The sequence below is a fragment of the Mucilaginibacter panaciglaebae genome (assembly GCF_039539265.1).
Classification (GTDB): domain Bacteria; phylum Bacteroidota; class Bacteroidia; order Sphingobacteriales; family Sphingobacteriaceae; genus Mucilaginibacter; species Mucilaginibacter panaciglaebae.
The window spans coordinates 198,034-221,780 of record NZ_BAABCV010000005.1 but is presented as its reverse complement, the minus strand read 5'-3'; the positions used below and the strand labels follow the sequence as shown (position 1 = coordinate 221,780).

The window sequence follows — 23,747 nt, the reverse complement described above, 5'->3', positions numbered from 1 at the left end:
GCTGGTTATTCCCCAGCCGGGGTTTTATTTTTATATAGCTATCTAACTTACCTGAGTTAATTGGTGCAACTACTGCGGACCGCCGCCACCGAAATTGCCGCCACCGCCGCCAAAATTGCCGCCACCGCCACCACGTTGCCGGTCGCCACGCGGGCGGTCACTACCGCTGCCACCGCGATTACCACGACCGCCGCGGTCATCCCCTTCACCTTGTGCAGGCGCGCGACCCGCAAATTTTTGCAGACGTAGCGAGAACGTCAACATGTAATAACGGCCCAGTCTGTTTACACTGGTTTGGGTTACACTGGCACCATCGCTGTTTACAGAAAACCCTGTATTCTGGTTAAACAAGTCATAAGCCGCTAAACGAAGAGTAGCACGGTTTTGCGGTAAAAATCTGCGCTCTAAATATACGCTCAGGATGTTAGGGTTGGTAACGGGGATAGTATATCCCGAGTTGATCTGCTTAGAATAATCGTAGCTAAATGTCCAGTTGCCAAAATAGTTTTTACCGGCAAGGCCTAATGTCAATGCGCGGATATTGGTATTTTGTGTTAATGCACTGTTGCCGGTTAAAGAGTTATCCGTTTTGCTGATTGAGTAATTCGCGCTGGCTTGTGCATCAACAACGTCGGTTATATCCAATCTGAAACGGGTGCCGGGTGTAAAGGTTAAGGTTTTCGATATGTTTTTCAATGTCGGGCTTGATACGTTATTGCTATCAACCACATCGACAAAACCCGGATATTTGGTATAGCTGACGTTACCATTAAAGGACAAAGTATAACGGCGGTCATCCCATGGCTTTGAGAACAAAGCTTGTGCAGAAGCCGAATAATATCCGTCTGCATTTAAATAACGGGTTAAAGTAGTGTTGCTGAAGTTTTTTAATGCCGGATCAGCAGCTATTACAGCCGAACTTAGTCGGCGGAAAGTAGTAGTACGGGTTGCTACGTAATTGCTGATCTGGTTAAATGACGTGTTTAAAAATAATATGTTGCCCGATTCTAAACCAAAAGAGTTATAACGTACAAATACTCTATTGGTAAATTGTTGTTTCAGATCCGGGTTACCTTGCACCGGGTATGACGCGCTCGACAGATCGACAACCGGTTGTAGCTGATCAAATGAAGGTTGAGTGCTTGAACCGTTATAGTTTATACTTAAAGCTTCATTCCTTGAAAAGTTGTAAATGAAACGCGCAGCCGGCACAATATTGGTTTGGCTTTTATGCGTATTGATGTTATTGGTAATTGAACGGCCATCTAATACAGATGGCTGAACGCCAAGCCCTAAGGTATAGTTATATTTGGTATCAATCACCCTGAAGTTTAAGCCAACCCTGTTTGTGGTAAATGTATAATTGTAATTATTGCTCAATAAAGCATAATTATTGTAAACATTGCCTGTCGCCAAGGTGTCGGTCTCTTTATCATTTGAAGTGTATGAATGGTTATAATTATAACTTAACTCCAGGTATGATATTCTGCCAATGGGCTCCAGGTATGACAAGTTGCCACCGAAAGTAGTAGTGTGATTATCTGAATTGATAACCTGGTTAGTTGGTACGTTAGGCACACCTGCTGTATAATTTAAAACAGGATTACTGTATGAGTTACTACTTGAAGTACTTACCTGTGTAAACAAACTGAAATTACGCCCTTGCTTTGCAAAACGGTGATTGTATAACAAAAAGGTGCTAAAAGCCGGCGAGGTCGATCTGCTCAGCATATGAGTACGATAAGCCTGGGTTGTAGTATCGTTTGTCCTGTAATCTACATCCTCAACCGACGTAGAATTAGTGCTTCCGTAAGTAAATGTAGGCGATATCTTTAAATAGTTGATGGTATCGGGTTTATACTCCAGGTTAAAGTTGAAACGATGATTTATCGGGTTGTCATTGGCAGTGGTTTGATTGGTGTTTTCAGTACCCAAACCGCTATTGGTACGCAAGGTATTGCTTTGTGTAAATGTAGAGTTGTCAGAAAAACTATAGCTACCATACACCGAGATATATTTACCCCACTGGTCGCGGTAGTTAGTACCTATGGCACGCGCTATGGTGATACCGTCTTTGGTACTTGCCAAACCCGTATTACCACCGCCCCGTTGTGCACGGCCGCCACCACCACCGCCGCCGCCGCCAAAGTTACCCCCGCCACCGCCGCCACCAAAATTAAAGGTGTTGGTATTGGTGTTATTGATGTTGCCCAAAACGGTTATTTGCCTGTTTCCTTTAAAGTTAAAAAAGTTTACAGAACCCATGTAACGCGTATTATTGTCAATCCCGGGTTGTTGAGGCAAGGCATCACGGCCAACACCGGCATTAGCCTGTAATGAATAACCATAGTTTTTGTCGGCGCGGATAGTGAAGTTCAATATTTTATTAGGCTCGCCGGTCTTAACGCCGGTTAAGTTAGCCTGATCGCCATAATCATCAATGATCTGCGCACTTTCCAATATGTCTGCAGGTATATTTTTAGTGGCCGATTGTACGTCGCCACCCATAAAATCTTTACCGTTGATACGTACTTTGGTAACTGATTTTCCTTGTACGCTTACGTTACCATTTGCGTCAACATCAACGCCCGGCATCTTTTTTAATACATCCTCGACAGGGGCATTCTCGCGCACCGGATAAGCAGCTATTTTATAGCTTACAGTATCTTCCGTAAATTTTACCGGATTAATACCCACTACGGTAACCTCTTTGATCATTCTGCTTTCGCTTTTTAAAACAATCGGAGGTATCATCAGTGTGGTGCTGTCTGTAGGCGAAAAACTATAATGTTTAATAATGGCCTGATACCCAATGGTGGATACATAAAGCGTGATCTTGGTTCCCTTTATACCTGAAAGTACAAATTTACCATTAAGGTCAGTAATAACCTGTAAGCTGTCGCCAAGGTCGGTTTTTAATTTCACCGTGGTTCCGGGCAGAGTTTGTTTTGCAGTATCAACCACGGTGCCACGCACATTATGCGTCGACTGTGCAAATAAGCTTCCGGCCAGGGAAAATATTAAAAATAGGGGAATAATGATAAATTTCATAATAGAAGATGTGGTACGTTTAGTATAAAATATTTGCTTTAAATATCGTTTAGGCACAAAGGTTCAATTTAAATTACTTATAACAATTATCAATAATACTATTGTTACATTGCATAATCCAAATGGTTCATTAATACCATAATTGTTACATTAGGCCATTATAAATCAGCGGTATCAACAAAAAAGAACATTAGAAGTTTGTTTTAATTTCCGCCGCCTTCAAACCAAATCATAGTATGAATAAATCAACCATGGTAAAGTGTTATTATAATATTATTTCAATTAAATGATATCATAATATTGGCCTATTAATTAACTAATGGTGATATTTGATCTTTTAACGTGTAACTACCCATGACCCGACTATCTGTTAACATTAACAAAATAGCTACCCTGCGCAATTCGCGCGGCGGTAATAATCCAAACCTGATACAAGTTGCCAGGGACTGCGAACGCTTTGGCGCACAAGGCATAACGGTACACCCCCGTCCTGACGAGCGTCATATCCGATACAATGATGTTTATGAGCTGAAGAAGATTGTTACTACCGAGTTTAATATTGAAGGCAATTGCCAGGAGCAAAAGTTTGTTGACCTGGTACTGGCTGTCAAACCCGAGCAGGTTACTTTGGTACCTGATGCTTTGGGACAGCTCACCTCAAACCACGGTTGGGATACCCTTAAAAATCAGGAATACCTGAAGAATATTATAGCTGTATTTAAAAATGCAGGCATCCGCGTGTCCATTTTTGTTGACCCGGTGATTGAAATGGTTGAGGCGGCCGCAACAACGGGCACCGACCGTATTGAGCTTTATACCGAAGCTTACGCGCATCAATACAGCCCAAGCAAAGAGGCTGCAATTGCACCCTACATCAGAGCCGCTGAAACCGCACATCAACTGGGCTTAGGTATTAATGCCGGACATGACCTCGATTTGAATAACCTGAAATATTTTGCGGAAAACATTGTGGCTTTAGACGAGGTGAGCATAGGCCACGCGTTGATTAGCGATGCATTGTATTATGGCTTAGAAAATACCGTTCAGCTATATTTAAGGCAGTTGGCGAAATAATTGTACGATGTATAAGACGCGATGCGTCGCGTCTTATACACCAATGCTTGCAAAAACGGGAGACGCGATGCGTCGCGTGTCAATATGCAATTAAATATTATACGCATATGTTTTCTTGATCTCCTTTAACACAAAGGCGCTATTTAATAACCCTATGTTATTGATCTTGGACAGCTTGTACCTGATAAAATCATGGTATTCATCGATGCTGCTTACATTTATCTTCAATAAAAAATCTATTTGTCCGGCAATGTGATAGCACTCCTGCACCTCGTCGAGCTTTAATATTTCTTCCTCAAATTTGTCTATATACTCTTCATGGTAACGCATGGATACCTGGCAGTAGCTGGTAAATGGTTTATTGATGAGATTTTTATCCAGCACAGCGACGTACTCTTTAATAAATCGCATGTTTTCAAGCCGCTTTATGCGCTCGTAAACCGGCGATATGGTGAGGTTTAGTTTCGAGGCTAATTCCTTTGTAGTGATCTTGGCGTTTTTCTGCAATTCGCGCAAAATGCTTTTGTCAATTTCGTCTATAGTTTCCATGAGGATAATTTTTCTGATTAAATGGTTAAATACGGGCTTATCAAGAAATATTTTATAAAAATATTAACTTTTTCAGCAAAAATTACCAATGCAATCATCTATATAAAATAAAAATTCTTTATTATGTAATTTTGCCTGCGATAATAATCAAGCAGTTAGCATGAAATTAAACACACAGTACGAGGAAAAATTTGAGGGTAGGCACATTGCTCCCGGCGAAGCGGACACCGCAGAAATGCTAAAAGCTATTGGCGTAAATTCGCATGATGAACTGATAGACCAAACGGTACCTGCTAAAATCAGATTAAAAAGGCCGCTTAACCTGCCTGCGGCAAAAAGTGAGTTTACTTACCTTAAGGACCTCAAACAAACCGCATCAAAAAACAAAGTTTACCGCAGCTACATTGGTCAGGGTTATTATGATGTGATCGTGCCGGGTGTTATTCAGCGCAATATTTTAGAAAATCCGGGATGGTATACTCAATATACTCCCTACCAGGCAGAGATTGCTCAGGGCCGCTTACAGGCTTTGTTAAACTTCCAGACTATGGTTATTGACCTTACGGGGATGGAAATTGCAAACGCTTCTTTGCTGGACGAAGGCACTGCCGCCGCCGAGGCAATGTTTATGCAATATACCCTGCGTAAAAAAGACGGCGCTAAAGTTTTCTTTGTATCAGAAGAGCTTTTCGCCCAAACTATAGATATTTTAAAACTCAGGGCAGAGCCGTATGGCATCAGCCTGCAAATAGGCGACCACCGTACCGTTGAATTAACTGACGACATGTTTGGCGCCATTGTTCAGTACCCTGCCGGTAAAGGTCAGGTTTATGACTATGCCGACTTTGTAGCTAAAGGACATGACAAAGGCATAAAAACCACCGTTGTTGCCGATTTAATGAGCCTTGTACTGTTAACGCCTCCGGGCGAATGGGGTGCCGACATTGTAGTTGGCTCAAGCCAGCGTTTTGGTGTGCCAATGGGCTTTGGCGGTCCGCATGCTGCTTTTTTTGCTACTAAAGAAGAATACAAGCGCTCCATACCGGGCCGCATCATCGGGGTTACTATTGATAGCGCCGAAAACTATGCCCTGCGTATGGCACTGCAAACCCGCGAACAGCATATCCGCAGAGATAAAGCTACCTCCAATATTTGTACTGCCCAGGCTTTATTAGCCATTATGGCCGGTATGTATGCCGTTTACCATGGCCCGCACGGTTTAAAACTGATTGCCGGACGTATACACGGACTGGCTATCCTGTTAAGCCAAAGTTTAGAGCAGTTGGGCTATAGCCAACTAAACGATGCCTATTTCGATACTATTAAGTTAGATCTGGGCGATCTGGTTGGTTCTATCCACTCAGAGGCTTTAAATAACGACATCAACTTAAATTATAATGGTTCTGTAGTAACTATCTCCATTGATGAGACTACTACGCCCGAAGATATCAAGGCCCTGGTTCACATCTTTGCCAAAGTTAAAGGCAAATCAGTTAATGATGTTGATTTCGACAGCAAGCAGGCTAACCTGGAAACCGTTATCCCGGCGGGGCTGCGACGTACTTCTGTGTACCTGGCTCACTCCATATTCAACACGCATCATTCAGAACATGAAATGCTGCGTTATATCAAATCATTAGAAACTAAAGATCTTTCGCTTTGCCACTCGATGATCGCACTGGGTTCATGCACCATGAAACTCAACGCAACCACAGAGATGGTACCGGTTACCTGGGCCGAGTTTAGCCGTATGCACCCATTTGCACCTGTCGACCAAACAGGTGGCTACATGCAGTTGTTCGACGAGCTAAACCGCTGGTTAAGCGAGATCACCGGCTTTGCAGCCATGAGCTTACAGCCAAACGCGGGTGCGCAGGGCGAATATGCCGGCTTAATGGTTATCCGCGCTTATCATATGGATCGCGGCGACCACCACCGTAATGTAGTGTTGATCCCATCATCTGCGCATGGCACTAACCCTGCATCGGCAGCTATGGCGGGCATGAAAATCATTGTAGTAAAATGCGACGACAATGGCAATATCGATGTAGCCGACCTGAAAACCAAAGCCGAAGAGCATAAAGACGACCTGTCATGTCTGATGGTTACTTATCCGTCAACCCACGGCGTATTCGAAGAGTCGATCATTGACATTTGCCAGATCATCCATGACAATGGCGGCCAGGTTTATATGGACGGTGCAAATATGAACGCCCAGGTAGGCCTGACCAGTCCGGCGACCATTGGTGCCGACGTTTGCCACCTTAACCTGCATAAAACATTCTGTATCCCGCACGGTGGCGGTGGCCCCGGCATGGGCCCTATCGGCGTAGCCAAACACCTGGTGCCATATTTACCGGGCCATGCTGTGGTTGATATCGACAATGGCAAGGCTATACATGCCGTATCGGCAGCGCCTTGGGGATCGGCCTCTATCCTGATCATTTCGCATGCTTACATTGCCATGATGGGGGCCGACGGACTAACTAACGCAACCCGTTATGCTATCCTGAATGCCAACTATATCAAGGCTCGTCTTGAAAAATACTATCCGGTACTGTACACCGGCTCGCATGGCCGTTGCGCTCACGAAATGATCCTGGATTGCCGTTCATTCAAAGCCGCAGGTATCGAGGTGGTTGATATCGCTAAACGTTTAATGGACTATGGCTTCCATGCACCTACTGTGTCCTTTCCGGTTGCAGGCACGGTGATGGTTGAGCCTACCGAGTCTGAGCCTAAACACGAATTAGATCGTTTTTGTGATGCCATGATCGCTATCCGTAAAGAGATCGCGGAGGTAGAAAAAGGCGCTTCAGATAAAGCTGATAATCCACTTAAAAATGCACCGCATACCGCAGCTGTAATTACCGCCGACGAGTGGAACAGGCCATATAGCCGCCAAAAAGCAGGCTTCCCGCTGCCTTACGTGGCTGCTTATAAATTCTGGCCGTCGGTTGGTCGTGTAAATGACACCTATGGCGATAGAACGCTGATCTGCTCATGCCCGCCATTAACGGATTATGAGTTTGAGGAAAGCGAAGTAACTACACCGGAATTTGGAACGTGAATTTCTTGATGTGCAGCTGTTTGTATATTCAGATGCGCAGATGATGTAAATATTAAGGCTGATGATTGTGAGGATCGTCAGCCTTTTTTTTGTATTGCCCTGAACCAAGCGATCCAAAAAAAGACTTATGAGTCATAAAAAGTGATCCAAAGTGATCCACTTTTAAACCTTGTCAAAACTAAATCATTAACTATCATAGAGTTATAAATATCATGTGATCCAACTGATCCAATTGATACACACTCTCGCGTGGATCACCAATACGGATTATGACTCTGTCAATTCGCCCCGTAAATCAATCTCTAACAAACGCTTTACCTCTTTAGGGTCATCGTATTGTCCCAACAGATACATCATTTTGGTAACAGCCGCCTCGAAGGTCATATCGTAACCGTTAGCTACGCCAATGTCTTTGAGTTGTTTGCTGGTTTCGTAACGGCCCAGCTCCACAGTGCCTACTTTACATTGGGATATATCCAGGATAACCTTACCGCTGTCAATAGCTTTTTTAAGCAGATCGATGAACCATTGGTCGGTAGTCGTATTTCCGGCGCCAAAAGTTTCCATCACAATACCGCGCACATCGGCATCCAAAGTAGCCGCAACCACCTTAGGACTAATGCCCGGATAAAGTTTCAGTACCGCCACCTCATTAACCAGGTTCTTATGCAGTTTCAATGGCGCGTTAGCCGGCTGCCGGATATCATTTACGCTAAAGCGCAAGTGTACGCCGGATTCGGCCAGTATAGGGCAGTTAGGCGAACGGAACGCCTCAAACTTAGATGAGTTGTATTTGAATGAGCGGTTACCCCTGAACAGCTTATAATCAAAATAAATGCAAACCTCCGGCACGCGTGCCCGGTCGTTCTTTTTGGCGTTGGCAATCTCAATAGCCGTCATCAGGTTTTCTTTAGCATCGGTACGGATAGCGCTGATAGGCAGTTGTGAGCCAGTGAAAATTACGGGCTTAGCCAGATTTTCCAACATAAAGCTCAGTGCGGATGCAGTGTAAGCCATGGTATCAGAACCATGAAGGATCACAAATCCGTCTACATCATCATAATGCGATTCGATCAGTCCTGCAAGCTCACTCCATATCTCGGGGTTCATGTTTGACGAGTCGATGATCTCATCGAACGAGTGTACTTTGATCTTACAGTTAAGCTTTTCTAATTCGGGTACATTGTCCATGATCTGCTCAAAGTTGATCGGCTTGAGCACCTTGGTAACAGGATCGGTCATCATGCCAATTGTACCACCGGTGTAAATGATGAGTATCTGGCTCATTAATTCGGGATTATGCTAAGTTTAAATCATCCTCACACACCAAATATTTTTTTGGAATTGGCGGTTGTTATATCAGCTACGGTCTGTATATCTGTTTGATATATTTCTGCTACTTTCTGCGCGACATAGATCAGATAAGAACTTTCATTGGGTTTCCCCCTGTGCGGAACGGGCGAAAGATACGGAGAATCCGTTTCTAAAACGATATGGCTTAGATCAAATTGCTGTAAAAATTTGTCCAGTCCGCCGTTTTTGTAGGTTACCACACCACCTATCCCCAGGTAAAAACCTAAGTCGATAGCGCGTTGTGCCTGCGCTGCATTGCCGGTAAAGCAATGGAATATGCCATGCAGATCGTCATCATTCTCTTGCTCTAAAACCTCAAACACCTCGTTAAAAGCTTCGCGACAATGAATCACGATTGGCAGCTTTAGTGATTTGGCCCAATTGATCTGCTCGCGAAAAGCCTGCACCTGTATATCAAGCGTGGTTTTATCCCAATACAGATCAATACCTATTTCGCCAATGGCATAAATGGTGTGATCCTTTTTGCTGTCGCGGATAATGGCCAACTCGGCTTCCCAGCCTTCTTTTACCGAACAGGGGTGCATGCCCAGCATAGGGTAACACATATCGGGATACTCGTTTACCAAGCCAAAAACCTGCGGAACTGAAGCAGCATCCACATTAGGCAAGAAGAGCCTTTTCACATCATTATCAAGACAGCGCTGTATCAGTTCAACGCGTTTTTGATCATCTCTCTGGTAGTATAAATGAGTATGCGTGTCGGTTAAAATCATGTCGCAAAATTAAAAAAGCCTTTCGGTATTAACTGAAAGGCTTTTTGCTTTATTGTTTCTTTTTGGTGGCGACGGCCGTTTTCTTTGTCGTCGTAATCTTTTTGGTTGTTGTTTTTTTCTTAGTAGCGGGCTTCTTAACCACTGTAGTAGCTGGTTTTGTTTTGGGGTGCACAACCTTAACTAAGTCTATATCAAAAACCAGTGTACTGTATGGTGGAATATCCGGCCCGGCGGCGTTAGCCCCATACGCTAATTTTGAGGGGATAACGAATGTGGCCTTGGTACCTTCGTTAATTAGCGCTATGCCCTCCTGCCAACCCGGAATGATACCTTGAGTACCTAAAACAAAACTCAACGGCTCATAGGTACGACCTGGTTGTTGTAAGCCGGCAGCTTTGGCAACCGTTTCATAACTGCTGTCAAATATCTTATTCTCCAGCGTATGTCCAACGTAGTTAACATATACTGTGTCGCCGGCAACAGGTTTAGGTTTAGTACCTGCCTGTATAATCTGGTATTTCAGGCCAGAAGCTGTAGTGGTTAGTTTCAATTTTTTGTCGGCAATGTATTTTTCTGCATTCACAGCTTCTTCAGCGGCCAGTTTATCTTCGGCAGCCTTGCGCTCGGCAGTAAAGCTTTCGAAAGATTGCACCTTATCAATATGTAACAGAATTAACAAACTGCTGCCTTTCGGAAAGAACGGCGGGCGGGCTTCGTCGTGTCCTTTGTAAATAGTATCGGTGGGCACTTTTACCAAAACGCTGTCATTAACAGTTAACAACGGAAATATATCCATCATATCGCCGGCAGCCTCAACTTTTACCAAAGCCGGCTTGTGAGAGGCATAGCTGCTGTAAAGTACAGAGTCTTTATCAGTTTTTTGTATGACATTAAATGTAACTATGTCGCCTACTTTAATGCGTTCGCTGGTATTGTGGGTATACAACTTATACATTGTGCCTTTTGGCGTACGCTGAAAATCGTCCTGAGCGCTGGCTTTTAAGCCAAATGTGGCGACTAATAAAAATAAAAGATATCTTTTCATAATTAAAAAGCCTCCCTTTATTAAAAAGAGAGGCTGTATAAAATCGGTTTAATAAATTACTTTTTAGCTACCGGAGCTGCTGCTGTTGGCGCAGGAGCCAATGAACCTGGTTTTGGGTGGATAACGTCAACAACTTCCAGTTCAAATACAACCGGAGTATAAGGCGCTATAGGCCCTGCACCCATTTGGCCATAACCCAAGCTCGAAGGAATCACCAAGGTTGCCTTTGCGCCTTTATTTAAAAGCTGCAGGCCTTGATCCCAGCCGGCGATAACTTTTCTCTGGCCAACTGCTACGTGAATTGGAGTGAAAGGGCGCTGGTCTAAACTGCCTAATTTTGCTTTAATAGCTTCGGCTTTAATACTGGTGTCAAACACTTTGCCGCCAAGCAGTTTACCAACATAATTGATAACAGCAGTATCATTTGCTGCAATTAATGGGCCTTGACCCGGTTTAGTGATAACATAGTATAAACCAGAGTCAGTTTTATTGAATTTCTGACCGCTTGCATCAACATATTTTTTCAGTTTAGCAGGCTCTGCATTTTTTTCAGCATCAGCTTGCGACTTCATATAGGCAGTAATCTTTTCATTAAATGCCTGATCGGTCAATTTACCCTTAGGTATTACTTTAACAATCTTGATAGTATAGTTAAGGTATTTGCCTTTAAAGCCCGGAGGTTTAGTTCCTCTTTTAAACACGCTGTCTGCAGGTAGTTTTAGGGTAGCGCTATCACCTTCGGTAAATAATTTCAACGCATCGAAAATATCGCCCGGATAAGCGGATTTCGGCAAAATAAGCGGGCTTGGACGGCCTTGATCATAAGTGCTCATTAAAACTGAATCAGCATCATTTTTTATGATCAGGTTGGCTAACAAAAAGTCGCCTTCTTTTACTTTAGGTCCGGAGTTACTGGTATAAAAGTTATATAAGAATCCGCCCTCTCCCTTCTTATATCCTCCATTACAACTTGCCAGCCCAATTGCGGCAAGCGCTAAAAACATGAGATTTTTTTTCATTTTTAATTATTGAATTAATAGTTTTTTGTATTCGGGTAAAATTGATTTAAATTGATTTACAACCTCTTGCAAACTTAAAGACGAATGTCCGCCTGCTGCATTTCTGTGGCCCCCGCCGCTAAAATACAATTTACAAATCTCATTTGCAGGAAAATCGCCTTTTGATCTTAACGAAAGTTTCACACGGTCTGGCCGTTCAACTATAAAAGCTGCCAAACGTATGCTTGCTATTGATAATGCGTAGTTTACGATACCTTCGGTGTCGCCGGTATTAATGTGATATTTTTCTAAATCTTGCTTGGTCACTACAATAATTGCAGTGTTAAACTCGTGCAATACCTCCAGGCGGTTTGACAAACAATGGCCCAAAAACCGCAGCCGATTTTCTGATGCGCTGTTATAAACGAGTTCATGTATACGCCAGTTAACAGCACCCGCATCAATTAAATCGGCCACTACCCGGTGCACAGCCGATGTAGTGTTCGGCAATCTGAACGACGCAGAATCTGTCATAATGCCGGTGTACAGACAGGTGGCTACATCTTTATTGATCAGTTTTTTGTTGTCCAATACATCTGAAATGAAGCTGTAAACTAATTGAGCGGCTGCGCAGGCGTTGATATCCCAATGACGGAAATCATCAAAATCCTCTGGTTCGAGGTGATGATCGATCATAATTTTATACGCTTTTGCGCCCCTTACCTGTTCGCCCATTTCATTTATACGGCTTAGGTTATTGAAATCGAGGCAAAAAACAATATCCGCATCAGCTATTAAAGCGTTGGCCTGGTCTGTTTTTTCGGTATAGATAATCACTTCAGTGTTGCCTGGCATCCAACTTAAAAAGTCGGGATAATCAGTGGGGGGAATCACCGTGGTATGGTGGCCCTGCTGTATCAGGTAATTATATAACCCTAAAGAAGAACCCATAGCATCACCATCAGGTTTATGATGCGTTGTGATAACTATTTTTTGGGGCTGTGCTAAAAGGTTTTTAAGCGAAGCTATGTCTAACATCTATTTAAAAAAGAGCTGCAAAGCTATGTAAATAAATGTTAACGACTTAACAATTAAATGAAAAAAGCTTTAGTGTGTGGTAGCAAAAGCCTACTTTTGCAAAAATATTTACAATCGGGGCATTTTTTTGGCTGCGTTATTGCAGTTGATGCCCAAAATCAACAACATAAATGGCGAGTAATAGAACTTTTACAATGATTAAACCCGATGCCGTTTCCAACGGGCACATCGGTGCAATTTTGGATAAAATTACTAAGAGCGGCTTTAAAATAGTTGCTTTAAAACTAACCTCTTTAAGTGCCGAAAAAGCAGGTGAATTTTATGCAGTACACAAAGAGCGTGGTTTTTATAAAGACTTGGTTGCATTCATGTCATCAGGCCCAATAGTAGCTGCGATACTTGAAAAAGACAATGCGATTGAGGATTTCCGTAAGCTGATCGGTGCTACCGACCCTGCTAAGGCTGAGCCCGGAACCATCCGCAACCTGTTTGCAAAGTCGATTGACGCAAATGCTGTACACGGATCAGATTCTGACGAGAATGCGGAAATAGAGGGAAGCTTCTTTTTCTCAGCGTTTGAACGCGTGTAACGAAAAAAACTAATCAATACGCAAAAAAGTTTCTAACGATTTCATTTTCAATGAAATTCTAGGAACTTTTTTTGTTGCAGGCTATTTGTTTGTTAGATTTACCTCAATTAATGTTATCAAATGTGGCTTGATAGCTGACATATCACAGATAATTAATCTTTACAATATGAAACCGGTCCTAAGAATACTTTTGTATGTGCTTGTAGTGAGCGTAGTGGTATTGGTTCATACCCTGTTTTTTATTCATCATCCACCCGAGGTGCAATTAGCATTCCTTACTCCGGGTATTACATTGTTGGCCTACTCTATTATTCGCGATGACCTTTATAAAAGGCCGAGTTTGCGATTGGCTAGAGGAAGATAACCTCTTCAATCAATCGGTTTTTTGCTTCGCTGTTTATTCGTTCAATAATTTGATCGCGGATAACCATCAATTCGTTTTTTATTACTGACGATTCGATGCGCAGAAATAATTTTTTGTCGTGGATGAAAATTTCCTTAGTCCGGCTGGCCACCGCTTTACCCACCAGATCAGGCCAGTGTGCTATAATTCCGGTTTCGTCAAACTTACGTTTGATTTTATAAACCTGCATCATCTGCTCAATAGCATCTTTTATTGATTTGTCGTTGGCTTTACGCATGTACTTCGCCTTTCTTTATTTTAAATATACGGATAGGCACATTCATCTCATTAAATATATCACTCACCTTAGTGTCGCTGGTATCTGTGATAAATACCTGCCCAAAGTCGTTATTAGATACCATCTGCATCAGTTTGGTAACCCGGTTATCGTCAAGCTTATCAAAAATATCATCAAGCAACAGCAAAGGTTTAAACCCTTTCTGCTGATCCAGAAAACTATACTGCGCTAATTTTAAAGCAATTAAAAAGGATTTTTGCTGACCCTGCGAACCAAACTTCTTCATAGGCATACCATACACAGCAAATTGCAGTTCGTCGCGGTGTATGCCTGCGGTTGTACGCTCCAATGCACGGTCTTTCTCTACCGACTTCTTCAGAAGATTCTCAAAGCTATTATTCAGCAATTGCGACTCATATACCAGTTCAACCTGCTCAGCATTGTCGCTCAGAAATTGATAGTGCCTGTTAAATATAGGCGTAAAAGTATCCATAAATGCCCGGCGCTTTTCAAAAATACGCGTGCCTGAAACTATAAGTTGGTCATCTATAACTTCCAATAGCCCGGGGTCATACCTTCCGCTATCGGCAATTTGTTTTAAAAATGCGTTACGCTGGGCCAATACTTTGTTATAGGCTATCAACTCGTCCAGGTAATGGTTATCTGTTTGCGATATTACATTGTCTATAAACCGGCGCCGCTCCTCGCTTCCTTCAATAATAATACTGATATCATAAGGCGATACCATTACCAGTGGCAACAGGCCTATATGGTCGGCCAGGCGCTGGTAGTCTTTCTTATTCCGTTTAAACTGCTTTTTTTGATTACGCTTAACAGAGCAGGCCACCGCTTCATCATGCCCATTTTTACTGAAATGCCCGGTAATGATAAAAAAATCGGCACCTTGCTTTATCTGCTGGCTGTCAATCGGGTTAAAGTAACTTTTGCAAAGCGACAGGTAATGAATCGCGTCCAATAAATTAGTTTTGCCCGCACCATTATTACCTAATAAAGCGTTTACGCCGTCGCTAAAGCTAAGTTCGGCTTCTTCATAATTTTTAAAGTTGATAACAGACAGGCGTTCTAAATACATAAGCGTGCTTCAAATTTAGCAATTAACACCACGCTTTTGCGGCATAAATCCTATTAAAAAAAATCGGGCGCTTTATTAAAATAAAAACATATTGCTAAAAATTTTTAAAAAATGTAGTTTTGCAAACTTTAATTTAGAATAGAAATGTCAAAAAACCGGGAGAATACAGCTGTGCAGCCAGACAATAACAACTTTGCGCAGGTGAGTAAGTTTACACGCGAAAATCAAAAAAGCTTAATATTTATAGCTTCAGCAATAGTTGCCATGATATTGGTGTATGTTCTTTATCAAAAATTATATTTGGCTCCGAGAGAAGAAAAAGCTGCCGATCAGATGTATGTAGCTCAAGAGTTTTGGGCAAAGAAAGATTGGGACAAAGCTATTAAAGGCGACGCCGGCTATCCTGGTTTCGAAAAAATTGTTAGTGAATACAGCAACACCAAAGCTGCCAACCTGGCATCATTTTATTTGGGTGTAGCTTATTTGAATAAAGGCGAATACCGCAAGGCGATAGAAAACCTAAATAACTATCATGGTGATGATTCAATGGTTGCTGCCGAAGCTTTAGGTGATGCAGGCGACGCTTACGTAGAACTAAAAGACTACAGCAACGCTGCTTCATACTTTAAAAAAGCTGCTGACAAAGCAAGCAACTCCTTTTTATCTCCGTTATATCTTAAAAAATTAGGTTTGGTTTATGAGGCGCAAAATGATAATAAATCTGCCGCCGATACTTATAAATCAATCAAAATTGATTATCCAACCAGCACCGAAGCGCAAAGCATTGACGGGTATATTGCCCGCGTTGAAGCAAAATTGTAGTTAAGTTATTAAAGATTAACGATTGAAGATTAGAGCTACCGTCCGGTATTTCTGATCTTCAATCTTCAAACTCCAATCTTCAACCCTATGGCTACATATTTAAAAAATCTATCAGATTTTTCCGGAAGCAAAATCCCACCGGCAGCGCCGTACCGCTTTGGCATTGTGGTAGCTGAATGGAATGCAGAGATCACGAATGCCTTATATCAGGGTGCTTACAACAGCCTGATATCAAATGGAGCTATTGCCGAAAACATTGAAACTCATCCTGTCCCTGGCAGTTTTGAGCTGACATCGGGTGCTGATATATTGTTAAAAAATGGCAACTTTGATGCAATAATTTGCCTGGGGTGCGTTATACAGGGAGAAACAAGACACTTTGACTTTATCTGTAATGCAGTAGCTAACGGGTTAAGTAACGTTTCTATAAAATATTCAAAGCCGGTTATTTTTGGGGTATTAACTACAGATAACCAGCAGCAGGCCATTGACCGGTCGGGCGGCAAGCACGGCAACAAAGGTGATGAAGCGGCTATAACAGCCATAAAAATGGCAGAACTAGCCAAAACTTTACAAGGCTAGTTTGCGTATAACAGATATTAGAACATGAGAAAAATTGTATATATAACTCTGCTGGCGATAACATTAGGAAGCGTGCTTACTTCATGCGCTAATAAACTCTGCCCTGCTTACGCCTCTTACCCTTCAAGAGGCCGCAGATAATCGCATATTGAGCTTTTGTTAAACTTGCCATCCCATCTCCAAACAAACAATTGTTTGACGTTGTAATTACTTATAACCGCAAAGCGGTTTTTATCTTTGTAAATATATGACGTGGATACAATTAACATCAACAGAACAGCTTAACGAAATAAAACAAAAGCCAGGCTATAGCCTCATTTTTAAACACAGCACCCGCTGCTCCATTAGTATGATGGCCAAAAGGCGTTTTGAATTAGACTGGGATAATCTGCCTGAAGAAATGTCTCTTTATTTCCTTGATTTGATACAGCACCGGGACATATCTAACCAGGTAGCGCAATTATTCCAGGTACACCACGAGTCGCCGCAGTTGCTGCTAATTAAAGACGGCGAGTGCATCCTTGACCAGTCGCATGGCGAAATATCTGTAGAGGATACATTGGTAGAAATCAGCTAAGAAGACATCATAATAAACAGAAACGCCCTGCAAATATTTACAGGGCGTTTCTGTTTATTTTATTCTGAACGATAGCGGATCATCTGAAACTTCACAACCGCTTGCAGATACTCTGCTATTGCAAATGTAGAGACTTTACTTGTTACGCCTCAACTCTCTTCGGCTGCAGATGAGTGCTAATACCAATACGGTTCCAGGCATTGATCAGCGTCGCAGCCATAATTATTTTGGCCAGATAATGCTCATCAAATAAAACCGCCGCTTGCTGATAGGTTGCATCTGACACACCGCCATGCGAAATATTAGTGATCTCTTCGGTAAGAGCAAGGATAGCCTGTTCTTCTTGCGAGAAAAACTCAGTTTCTCTCCAGGCGCTCAATACATAAATGCGTTGCTCGGTTTCGCCGGCCTTGCGGGCATCGCGGCTGTGTTTGTCCAGGCAATAAGCACAACCATTTATTTGTGACGCGCGAATCTTTATCAATTCCCAGTGTATTTTGTCAATGCCACTGTTAGCTACATATTGTTCGAGACTGGCTATCGCCTTGTATCCCTCTGGTTCAAGTTGCAAAATGTTTACTCTGTTGTTCATGATTTTAGTATTTTGATAGCTCAAAGGTCGGCACCAAACGCTATCAAAAACTTAATCCAGATTAAGAAATCAAGCTTTTTTAGCTCTTATCTTACTTAAAAATTGTGGAGTAAATCCCAAATAAGAAGCCAGCATATATTGTGGCACACGTTGAAGAAAATCGGGATAAAGATTACTGAAATGACGGTAGCGTTCCTCGTCAGTGAAAGAGTACATATATTCAATACGGCGCTGAGTAGCTGCATAGGCCCGCTGTAATATCAGCCTGAAATATTTTTCGAGTTGCGGGATAGCGCGTATCAGCTCTTCCTGCACGTCTTTGTTCCAGGCAATAACTTCGGCATCCTCAACCGCCTGAATGTAAAAGCGCGATGGCTTTTGGCTGTCTAAACTGTCATAATCGGTAACCCACCAACCCTCCATGCCAAATTGCGTAATCTGCTCCTGTTCTTTTTTGTTGACAAAATATAAGCGCAGTAAGCCCTTGCTCACAAAATAGTTGGCACGGCAAACCTTTCCGGCCGACAGCAAAAAGTCTTTTTTCTTGATTTGTATCAACTTCAGCTTTGCGCAGATCAGCCCTGCTTCATCCTCTGTTAGCGTAATGTACTTTTTGATATGATCAAGCAGAACCGTATGCATCGGTCAAAGCTAATTATTTTTTAAACCTATGCGATGATTTGCATAATCGAGCAAATACTCGTTGGTTAAAAAGAAATCGATACTGAATACTGTACGATTATCTTTTGAGTATGAGGGATTTTCAACCTGAGTTAAATTAAAATCAGACGTTGTAGTATACTGGTAAGTAAAGCCCTGCCCGGTGGTTATTGAGACGGTGCTGTTAGTTGGCAATGGTGCTGAATTATCGGTTGCTGACGGATCTTCAATAATGTGCGTAAGCGGCGTACCTGTATCAAACAGTATGGTTCCGGATATGGTTTTGCCGTTATAAGTTATGGATGACGGAATATTTGGCGAATATCCGGTAAACGGATTGTAGCCTAACGGATGCATAATAAAGCCCGACGAATTCAAATCTTTAGTTGTAAGACCGATATAAAGCAGATCGCTGGTATAAGTAACCGAACTTAAAAAGTTTGTACTATTAAATTTGGCTAAACGAAAGCCACTTGTAATGTCACTGTTCAAACTAAAATAACTTAACGGACTGCCAATACTACGGCTGGTTGCACTAACACCCGGACCAACGCCAAACACATCAGCCGAATGTGCGGCCAGTTGTGCGCCAGTACTTAAATTAATAACTTTATAATATAAAAAAAAGGGTATACGCGGTGTGGTAATATTGCCGTGCCCGTCGCCTATAGTTACTTTGGCATAGGCCAGGTTACCATATTCTGATATTGCCCCATCAATACCGCCATAACTTATCACAGCTTTTTGCGAGGTTATGGTGATACCGCTAACCACTGTGCTATCGCCCGAAAATTGAAAGCCATTACTGGTGATCATCGAACCAGGAATTATATCCGTAGCATCGATGGTCATCCCGGTCGATCCGGTGTCAAACACCAAACCGTAGTTTTTAGTAGCTATATCGCCCAATTTTGAACAGGCAATAAATATACGACGGGCGCCCGTATTATTCATTTGTTCATATAACCCTAAAGTAGCATAGTTTGCCGGGTCTGTATTATTAGGGCCGGGCTTTATTTGCGGATCCTTTTTACACGAGGCCGCAAATAAACTTACAACTAATAGGACAAAAATTTTATGTCTGGTTTTTAAGTAACTTTTTTCCATACAAGGCGTCTCATTATGCGCAATAATACAACAAAAGGCATTAAAGCAACTTTATAAGTTGATGTACAATAGCTGTTCCAAAATAAATTTAATTAATTTTATAAAAATCAAATATTAAAGAATATTAATTAATATTCAATTTAATAGCCCTCTTATTAAAAGCTTAATTTAATCTTAAATAAAAGCTCAGATAACTAATTAAAGTTTTTTGGCATTATTCGTTTTAGGAATTATTTTGCTAATTTTCGGTGATCAAACCTATAAGCAATCGATTGTTGCACTAAGCATTAGCCGCCTTGATTCTTAGTTAGTTGCGATGAAATATAGTTTAATCAATTTGCCGTTTTTTAGGCGTACCTTTTTAATTTATAATTGCTGATAACTATACAACAAAACAGATGGATGAGAATTTGAGTAAAGCAGCCCCTGAGGTAAGGCTTAGAGCTTTTAGAGCTATTGATGAGCCCCACACCTGCATGCTATTTGTTGAGGGACATACTAATGTTTTGTCAAGCATAGGGGTTAAAAAAGTCACATCTTCCAAAAATGGATGGACAACCAATCCGGCTGTTTTTGTAATTATAGTTGAATCAATGGATGGTAAACGCGTATTCGGCGGTGCGCGGGTGCATGTATCCGGCGGTTCTGAACCCCTGCCTATTGAGCAGGCGGTCAGTTTATTAGACCCATCTATACACAAACTGGTTTGGGAATACAGCCGACTAGGAACAGGCGAGGTTTGCGGTTTATGGAACTCGGCCGAGCTTTCAGGTTACGGCATAGGTACGCCACTACTCATTCGTACCGGCATTGCTTTGGCATCACAAGTTGGTTTGCAGAGCTTATTTGCATTATGCGCGCCCTACACCGTGCAGCCGGTGGTTAACTGTGGAATGGAGCTTGTAAGCAACATCGGCAACAAGGGCACTTTTTACTATCCCAAGCTTGATCTTATTGCAACCGCCATGGTTTTGAATGACCTGAATGGTATGAGCAAAGCGAGGATTGATGACCATGACGAGATCATGAAAATGCGTAGCCATCCTGACAGCTGGACAATAACCGAGTTAAAGCAAAAGAAAATTACTATTCATTGTGCATTAACTATCCCTAATCTGGACAGATGGCATCTGAAAGAGTTTATCGAAGCTGCCAACCAGGACTTTCTGGAAACCGACTTTAATGAACGCGATATCAACTTTTTATAATAAAATACTAACTGCCATGTCAGAGAAACATTACGATATTAATTATTTACAAAACTCACGGAGATTATTAGGCAATCTAAAGGAAGAATCATACACCTATTTCCAGAAAATAAATGGCGGCACTATTATAGACCTGGGCTGCGGCGCAGGTAAAGATGTCATCGAAATGGCAAAGACAGTAAGCAAGGGCACAAAAGTCATTGGCATTGACCATGACCCGGCGATGCTTGAACAAGGCAAAGCCGACGCCAGGGAGCTAAGCAACGTTGAATTTGTCTTATCAGAAGCTTATCCTTTGCAATTTGAAGATCAAAGCGTAGACGGTTTACGTACAGAACGTGTTATACAGCACTTAAAAGAGCCGCAAAAAGTTGTTAATGAAATTGCACGTATCCTTAAACCGGAAAGCCCTTTTGTAATTATTGAAACAGATTGGCATAGCCTCTCATTTTATACACCGTTTACAGAAACACATAAAAAGTTAAATGCATATTTAACGGGCACCAAGATAAATAACGGTTTTGCCGCCAGAAAATTAACATACTATTTAAAGCAAAGCAATTTCAAAGATATTAATTTTCAGATACATCCGTTCATTCTTAGTACATTAGATGAAGCGAACCAATATCTATGGATTGAGAAGATGATACAGGAAACCGCAGATCAGGGTTTCATTACCAGGCAAGAATTCGATGAATTTTACGGCGCATTAAAACAAGCCGATACCGAAGGATATTTTGCATGCTCAATTAACCTGGTAGTAGCAACTAGTATTAAATAAAACAATGAGCAAGTATTTTTTAAGAACGCTGACGTTTATTGCTTTACTACTGTTTGGTTTTAAGGCCAGTGCTGATGTTATAATCGACGCCAATACCAGTCGCGTGTTGATTGGTAAAGACGTTTACGTTTTGCAACCCGATAAAGAATTAGGGTTGGGCGACGTTTTAAAGTCGGCCGGATTTAAAAAATACAATAAAGATGTGCCTAATCTTGGCTTCTCGGCCAATAGTACCTGGCTACGCTTCACTATTAATAACAAATCGGCAAATACCGGCATGCTGCTCGACGTAGCTTATCCTATTTTGGACGAGGTTGAACTTTTTTCTGCAGACAATAAAGGCGTATACCACGGTAATTTAATGGGCGAGATAAAACCATTTCATACCCGCAAATATGACCATCCCGACTATATATTTGACCTGAACATCCCCCAAAATACCAGCAAAACGTACTACCTGCGTGTAAAAAGTGCAGAACAGCTGATATTGCCAATTTCAATAAATGAACCGGCTACCCTATGGCAGGTTTTGAGCCGTGAAGACGTACTTTCAGGGTTATTTATAGGCGCCATTGTTATCATGTTCCTGTACAACTTGTTCATTTACTTTTCAGTTCGTGACAAGAGCTACTTCTATTATGTAATCTATGTAGCATCGGTGGGTTTAACACAGATCGGTATTAAAGGCTTTACCTTTCAATATTTATGGGGCAACGCAACTGGCTTTGAGTTAAAAAGCGTAGTTCTGTTTGCCTGCATCGGCCCGATAGCTGCGCTTTTATTTACCAAGATATTTCTTACAACCAGTGAGCGCGCGCGCAGATTTGACAAAGTACTTACCGCCATTATTGTACTGATGATTGTTGCGTTTCTGGTAACCCTTACCGGCCAGATACAAACAGGTTTTAAATTGATGCAAATATTTACTACCCTGTTTGCCTTCAGTTTAATCATTGTATCAGTAATAGTGATGATTAATGGTTACCGGCCGGCAAAGTTTGTGTTCTTATCGTGGCTGAGTTTACTAATCGGTGCTGTAATATTTGCTTTAAAAGACAATGGTGTGCTGCCTTATAATACCTTTACCAGTTATTCGATGCAGGGAGCAACTGTTATTGAGATGGCTTTACTATCCTTCGGTTTGGCCGATAGAATCAACATTCTAAAAAAGGAGAAAGAAGCATCGCAGGCAGAGGCGCTGAATGTCGCCAAGGAAAACGAGCGCATTATACGCGAACAAAATGTTGTTTTAGAACTAAAGGTAAGCGAACGCACGCATGAGTTAAACCAATCGCTTGATGATCTAAAGCAAGCGCAATCACAACTGGTCGACTCAGAAAAAATGGCGTCGTTGGGTCAGTTAACTGCAGGTATTGCGCACGAAATCAACAACCCGATAAACTTTGTGACCTCAAATATCAATCCGCTAAAACGCGATGTGGAAATGATCCTGGATGTGATGAACACCATCGAAAACGTAAGCCAGTCTGATGCACCAGTTGAAGAGAAGAAAAAACAAATTGAAGAGTATAAAGAAGAGGTTGACTTTGATTATCTGGTGATGGAAATACGCCATCTGATCAAAGGTATTTATGAAGGGGCGTCGCGTACTGCCGAGATTGTTAAAGGCTTAAAAATATTCTCAAGACTGGATGAAGACGATTTGAAACGTACCGATATCAACGAGGGTCTGGAGTCTACATTGATTATAGCCAACAACCTGGTGGGCAGTAAAACAAAAATTATCAGAGACTATGGCGAACTGCCGTTGGTTGAGTGTTATGCCGGCAAACTTAACCAGGTGTTTTTAAATATCATATCAAACGCAGCTTATGCCATTGACAAAAAGTTTGGCGACAATGACGGTGGCGAGATCAAAGTAAGTACGACAATTGATAAGGGGAATGTCGAAATTGCTATTGCCGATAACGGCATAGGCATGAATGAACAAACCGTGAAAAAAATATTTGAACCGTTTTTTACTACTAAAGACGTTGGCGAGGGCACAGGTTTGGGCATGAGTATTGCCTACAATACTATTAAGAAACACAACGGACAAATTGTAGTGAACTCTGAAGTTGGCAAAGGCACAGAATTTATTTTGAAAATTCCGGCGGTTTATGACACAAAAGCTGCTTGATCTGCGTATAACAGAACCCAATTAAGAAATCGATAAACCCAC

At 41.9% G+C, this 23,747-nt stretch carries 23 protein-coding genes; 11 read left to right on the top strand and 12 right to left on the bottom strand.

What is annotated here, in order from left to right; all coding sequences use genetic code 11:
* Positions 1-69: 69 nt before the first annotated feature.
* Positions 70-3,051, bottom strand: coding sequence for an outer membrane beta-barrel protein (locus tag ABD772_RS08730; RefSeq protein WP_345102943.1), 2,982 nt, complete (start codon positions 3,049-3,051; stop codon positions 70-72).
* Positions 3,052-3,405: 354 nt separating this feature from the next.
* On the opposite strand from ABD772_RS08730, the gene ABD772_RS08725 reads away from it, so the two are divergent.
* Complete coding sequence (locus ABD772_RS08725) at positions 3,406-4,125, top strand: pyridoxine 5'-phosphate synthase (protein ID WP_345102941.1); 720 nt, start codon at positions 3,406-3,408, stop codon at positions 4,123-4,125.
* Positions 4,126-4,215: 90 nt separating this feature from the next.
* On the opposite strand, the gene ABD772_RS08720 is transcribed toward ABD772_RS08725, so the two are convergent.
* Positions 4,216-4,674, bottom strand: a complete 459-nt coding sequence (locus ABD772_RS08720) for an Lrp/AsnC family transcriptional regulator (RefSeq protein WP_345102939.1) — start codon at positions 4,672-4,674, stop codon at positions 4,216-4,218.
* Positions 4,675-4,834: 160 nt separating this feature from the next.
* Between ABD772_RS08720 and gcvP the strand changes: the two genes are divergently transcribed.
* Entirely contained in the window at positions 4,835-7,744 is a 2,910-nt protein-coding gene (gene gcvP, locus ABD772_RS08715) for an aminomethyl-transferring glycine dehydrogenase (protein WP_345102937.1), read from the top strand.
* A gap of 267 nt (positions 7,745-8,011) precedes the next feature.
* Here gcvP and ABD772_RS08710 read toward each other — a convergent pair whose 3' ends face one another.
* Genes ABD772_RS08710 through ABD772_RS08690 form a run of 5 tightly spaced genes read right to left on the bottom strand, consistent with a single transcriptional unit; the run spans position 8,012 to position 12,912 of the window.
* Positions 8,012-9,031, bottom strand: coding sequence for an asparaginase (locus ABD772_RS08710; protein WP_345102935.1), 1,020 nt, complete (start codon positions 9,029-9,031; stop codon positions 8,012-8,014).
* Positions 9,032-9,063: 32 nt separating this feature from the next.
* Complete coding sequence (locus tag ABD772_RS08705) at positions 9,064-9,831, bottom strand: TatD family hydrolase (protein WP_345102933.1); 768 nt, start codon at positions 9,829-9,831, stop codon at positions 9,064-9,066.
* Positions 9,832-9,880: 49 nt separating this feature from the next.
* Positions 9,881-10,876 (bottom strand): FKBP-type peptidyl-prolyl cis-trans isomerase, encoded by a 996-nt coding sequence (locus ABD772_RS08700; protein ID WP_345102931.1) that lies wholly within the window; start codon positions 10,874-10,876, stop codon positions 9,881-9,883.
* Between the two features lie 56 nt (positions 10,877-10,932).
* Positions 10,933-11,895, bottom strand: coding sequence for an FKBP-type peptidyl-prolyl cis-trans isomerase (locus tag ABD772_RS08695; protein ID WP_345102929.1), 963 nt, complete (start codon positions 11,893-11,895; stop codon positions 10,933-10,935).
* A 6-nt stretch (positions 11,896-11,901) separates the two neighbouring features.
* The gene (locus ABD772_RS08690) at positions 11,902-12,912 is read right to left on the bottom strand and encodes a DHH family phosphoesterase (protein ID WP_345102927.1); all 1,011 of its coding nucleotides are present in this window, start codon (positions 12,910-12,912) and stop codon (positions 11,902-11,904) included.
* A 57-nt stretch (positions 12,913-12,969) separates the two neighbouring features.
* Here ABD772_RS08690 and ABD772_RS08685 point away from each other — a divergent pair, with 57 nt between their 5' ends.
* The 3 genes from ABD772_RS08685 to ABD772_RS08675 all read left to right on the top strand — a co-directional run bounded on the left by ABD772_RS08685 (position 12,970) and on the right by ABD772_RS08675 (position 13,866).
* Positions 12,970-13,110, top strand: a complete 141-nt coding sequence (locus tag ABD772_RS08685; protein WP_345102925.1) for a hypothetical protein — start codon at positions 12,970-12,972, stop codon at positions 13,108-13,110.
* Complete coding sequence (locus tag ABD772_RS08680) at positions 13,083-13,502, top strand: nucleoside-diphosphate kinase (RefSeq protein ID WP_345102923.1); 420 nt, start codon at positions 13,083-13,085, stop codon at positions 13,500-13,502. The genes ABD772_RS08685 and ABD772_RS08680 overlap by 28 nt, the downstream gene beginning before the upstream one ends.
* A 166-nt stretch (positions 13,503-13,668) precedes the next feature.
* Entirely contained in the window at positions 13,669-13,866 is a 198-nt protein-coding gene (locus ABD772_RS08675; RefSeq protein ID WP_345102921.1) for a hypothetical protein, read from the top strand.
* Here ABD772_RS08675 and ABD772_RS08670 read toward each other — a convergent pair.
* The gene (locus ABD772_RS08670) at positions 13,853-14,143 is read right to left on the bottom strand and encodes a DciA family protein (RefSeq protein WP_345102919.1); all 291 of its coding nucleotides are present in this window, start codon (positions 14,141-14,143) and stop codon (positions 13,853-13,855) included. The genes ABD772_RS08675 and ABD772_RS08670 overlap by 14 nt on opposite strands.
* Positions 14,136-15,236, bottom strand: a complete 1,101-nt coding sequence (gene recF / locus ABD772_RS08665; RefSeq protein ID WP_345102917.1) for a DNA replication/repair protein RecF — start codon at positions 15,234-15,236, stop codon at positions 14,136-14,138. The genes ABD772_RS08670 and recF overlap by 8 nt, the downstream gene beginning before the upstream one ends.
* A 144-nt stretch (positions 15,237-15,380) precedes the next feature.
* On the opposite strand from recF, the gene ABD772_RS08660 reads away from it, so the two are divergent.
* From ABD772_RS08660 to ytxJ, 3 genes are all read left to right on the top strand, one after another.
* Positions 15,381-16,058: a tetratricopeptide repeat protein gene (locus tag ABD772_RS08660; protein WP_345102915.1), complete on the top strand. Its 678-nt coding sequence runs from the start codon at positions 15,381-15,383 to the stop codon at positions 16,056-16,058.
* A gap of 87 nt (positions 16,059-16,145) precedes the next feature.
* Positions 16,146-16,640, top strand: coding sequence for a 6,7-dimethyl-8-ribityllumazine synthase (gene ribH, locus ABD772_RS08655; protein ID WP_345102913.1), 495 nt, complete (start codon positions 16,146-16,148; stop codon positions 16,638-16,640).
* A gap of 247 nt (positions 16,641-16,887) precedes the next feature.
* On the top strand, positions 16,888-17,217 hold the full coding sequence (gene ytxJ, locus ABD772_RS08650; protein WP_345102911.1) for a bacillithiol system redox-active protein YtxJ: 330 nt from the start codon (positions 16,888-16,890) through the stop codon (positions 17,215-17,217).
* A 142-nt stretch (positions 17,218-17,359) separates the two neighbouring features.
* Here the strand turns inward: ytxJ and ABD772_RS08645 are convergent, their stop codons facing one another.
* From ABD772_RS08645 to ABD772_RS08635, 3 genes are all read right to left on the bottom strand, one after another.
* Positions 17,360-17,809, bottom strand: coding sequence for a carboxymuconolactone decarboxylase family protein (locus ABD772_RS08645; RefSeq protein ID WP_345102909.1), 450 nt, complete (start codon positions 17,807-17,809; stop codon positions 17,360-17,362).
* A 69-nt stretch (positions 17,810-17,878) separates the two neighbouring features.
* Positions 17,879-18,451 carry a Crp/Fnr family transcriptional regulator gene (locus ABD772_RS08640; protein WP_345102907.1) on the bottom strand — a complete coding sequence of 191 codons (573 nt, stop codon included), beginning with the start codon at positions 18,449-18,451 and terminating at the stop codon, positions 17,879-17,881.
* A gap of 9 nt (positions 18,452-18,460) precedes the next feature.
* Positions 18,461-19,576: a pepsin/retropepsin-like aspartic protease family protein gene (locus tag ABD772_RS08635; protein WP_345102905.1), complete on the bottom strand. Its 1,116-nt coding sequence runs from the start codon at positions 19,574-19,576 to the stop codon at positions 18,461-18,463.
* Between the two features lie 398 nt (positions 19,577-19,974).
* Between ABD772_RS08635 and ABD772_RS08630 the strand changes: the two genes are divergently transcribed.
* Genes ABD772_RS08630 through ABD772_RS08620 form a run of 3 tightly spaced genes read left to right on the top strand, consistent with a single transcriptional unit; the run spans position 19,975 to position 23,705 of the window.
* Positions 19,975-20,784, top strand: coding sequence for a hypothetical protein (locus ABD772_RS08630; RefSeq protein ID WP_345102903.1), 810 nt, complete (start codon positions 19,975-19,977; stop codon positions 20,782-20,784).
* Positions 20,785-20,800: 16 nt separating this feature from the next.
* A complete protein-coding gene (locus ABD772_RS08625) occupies positions 20,801-21,565 on the top strand; it encodes a methyltransferase domain-containing protein (protein ID WP_345102901.1) in 765 nt (254 codons plus the stop codon).
* A 4-nt stretch (positions 21,566-21,569) separates the two neighbouring features.
* Entirely contained in the window at positions 21,570-23,705 is a 2,136-nt protein-coding gene (locus tag ABD772_RS08620; RefSeq protein ID WP_345102899.1) for a sensor histidine kinase, read from the top strand.
* The last annotated feature ends 42 nt before the right edge of the window (positions 23,706-23,747 follow it).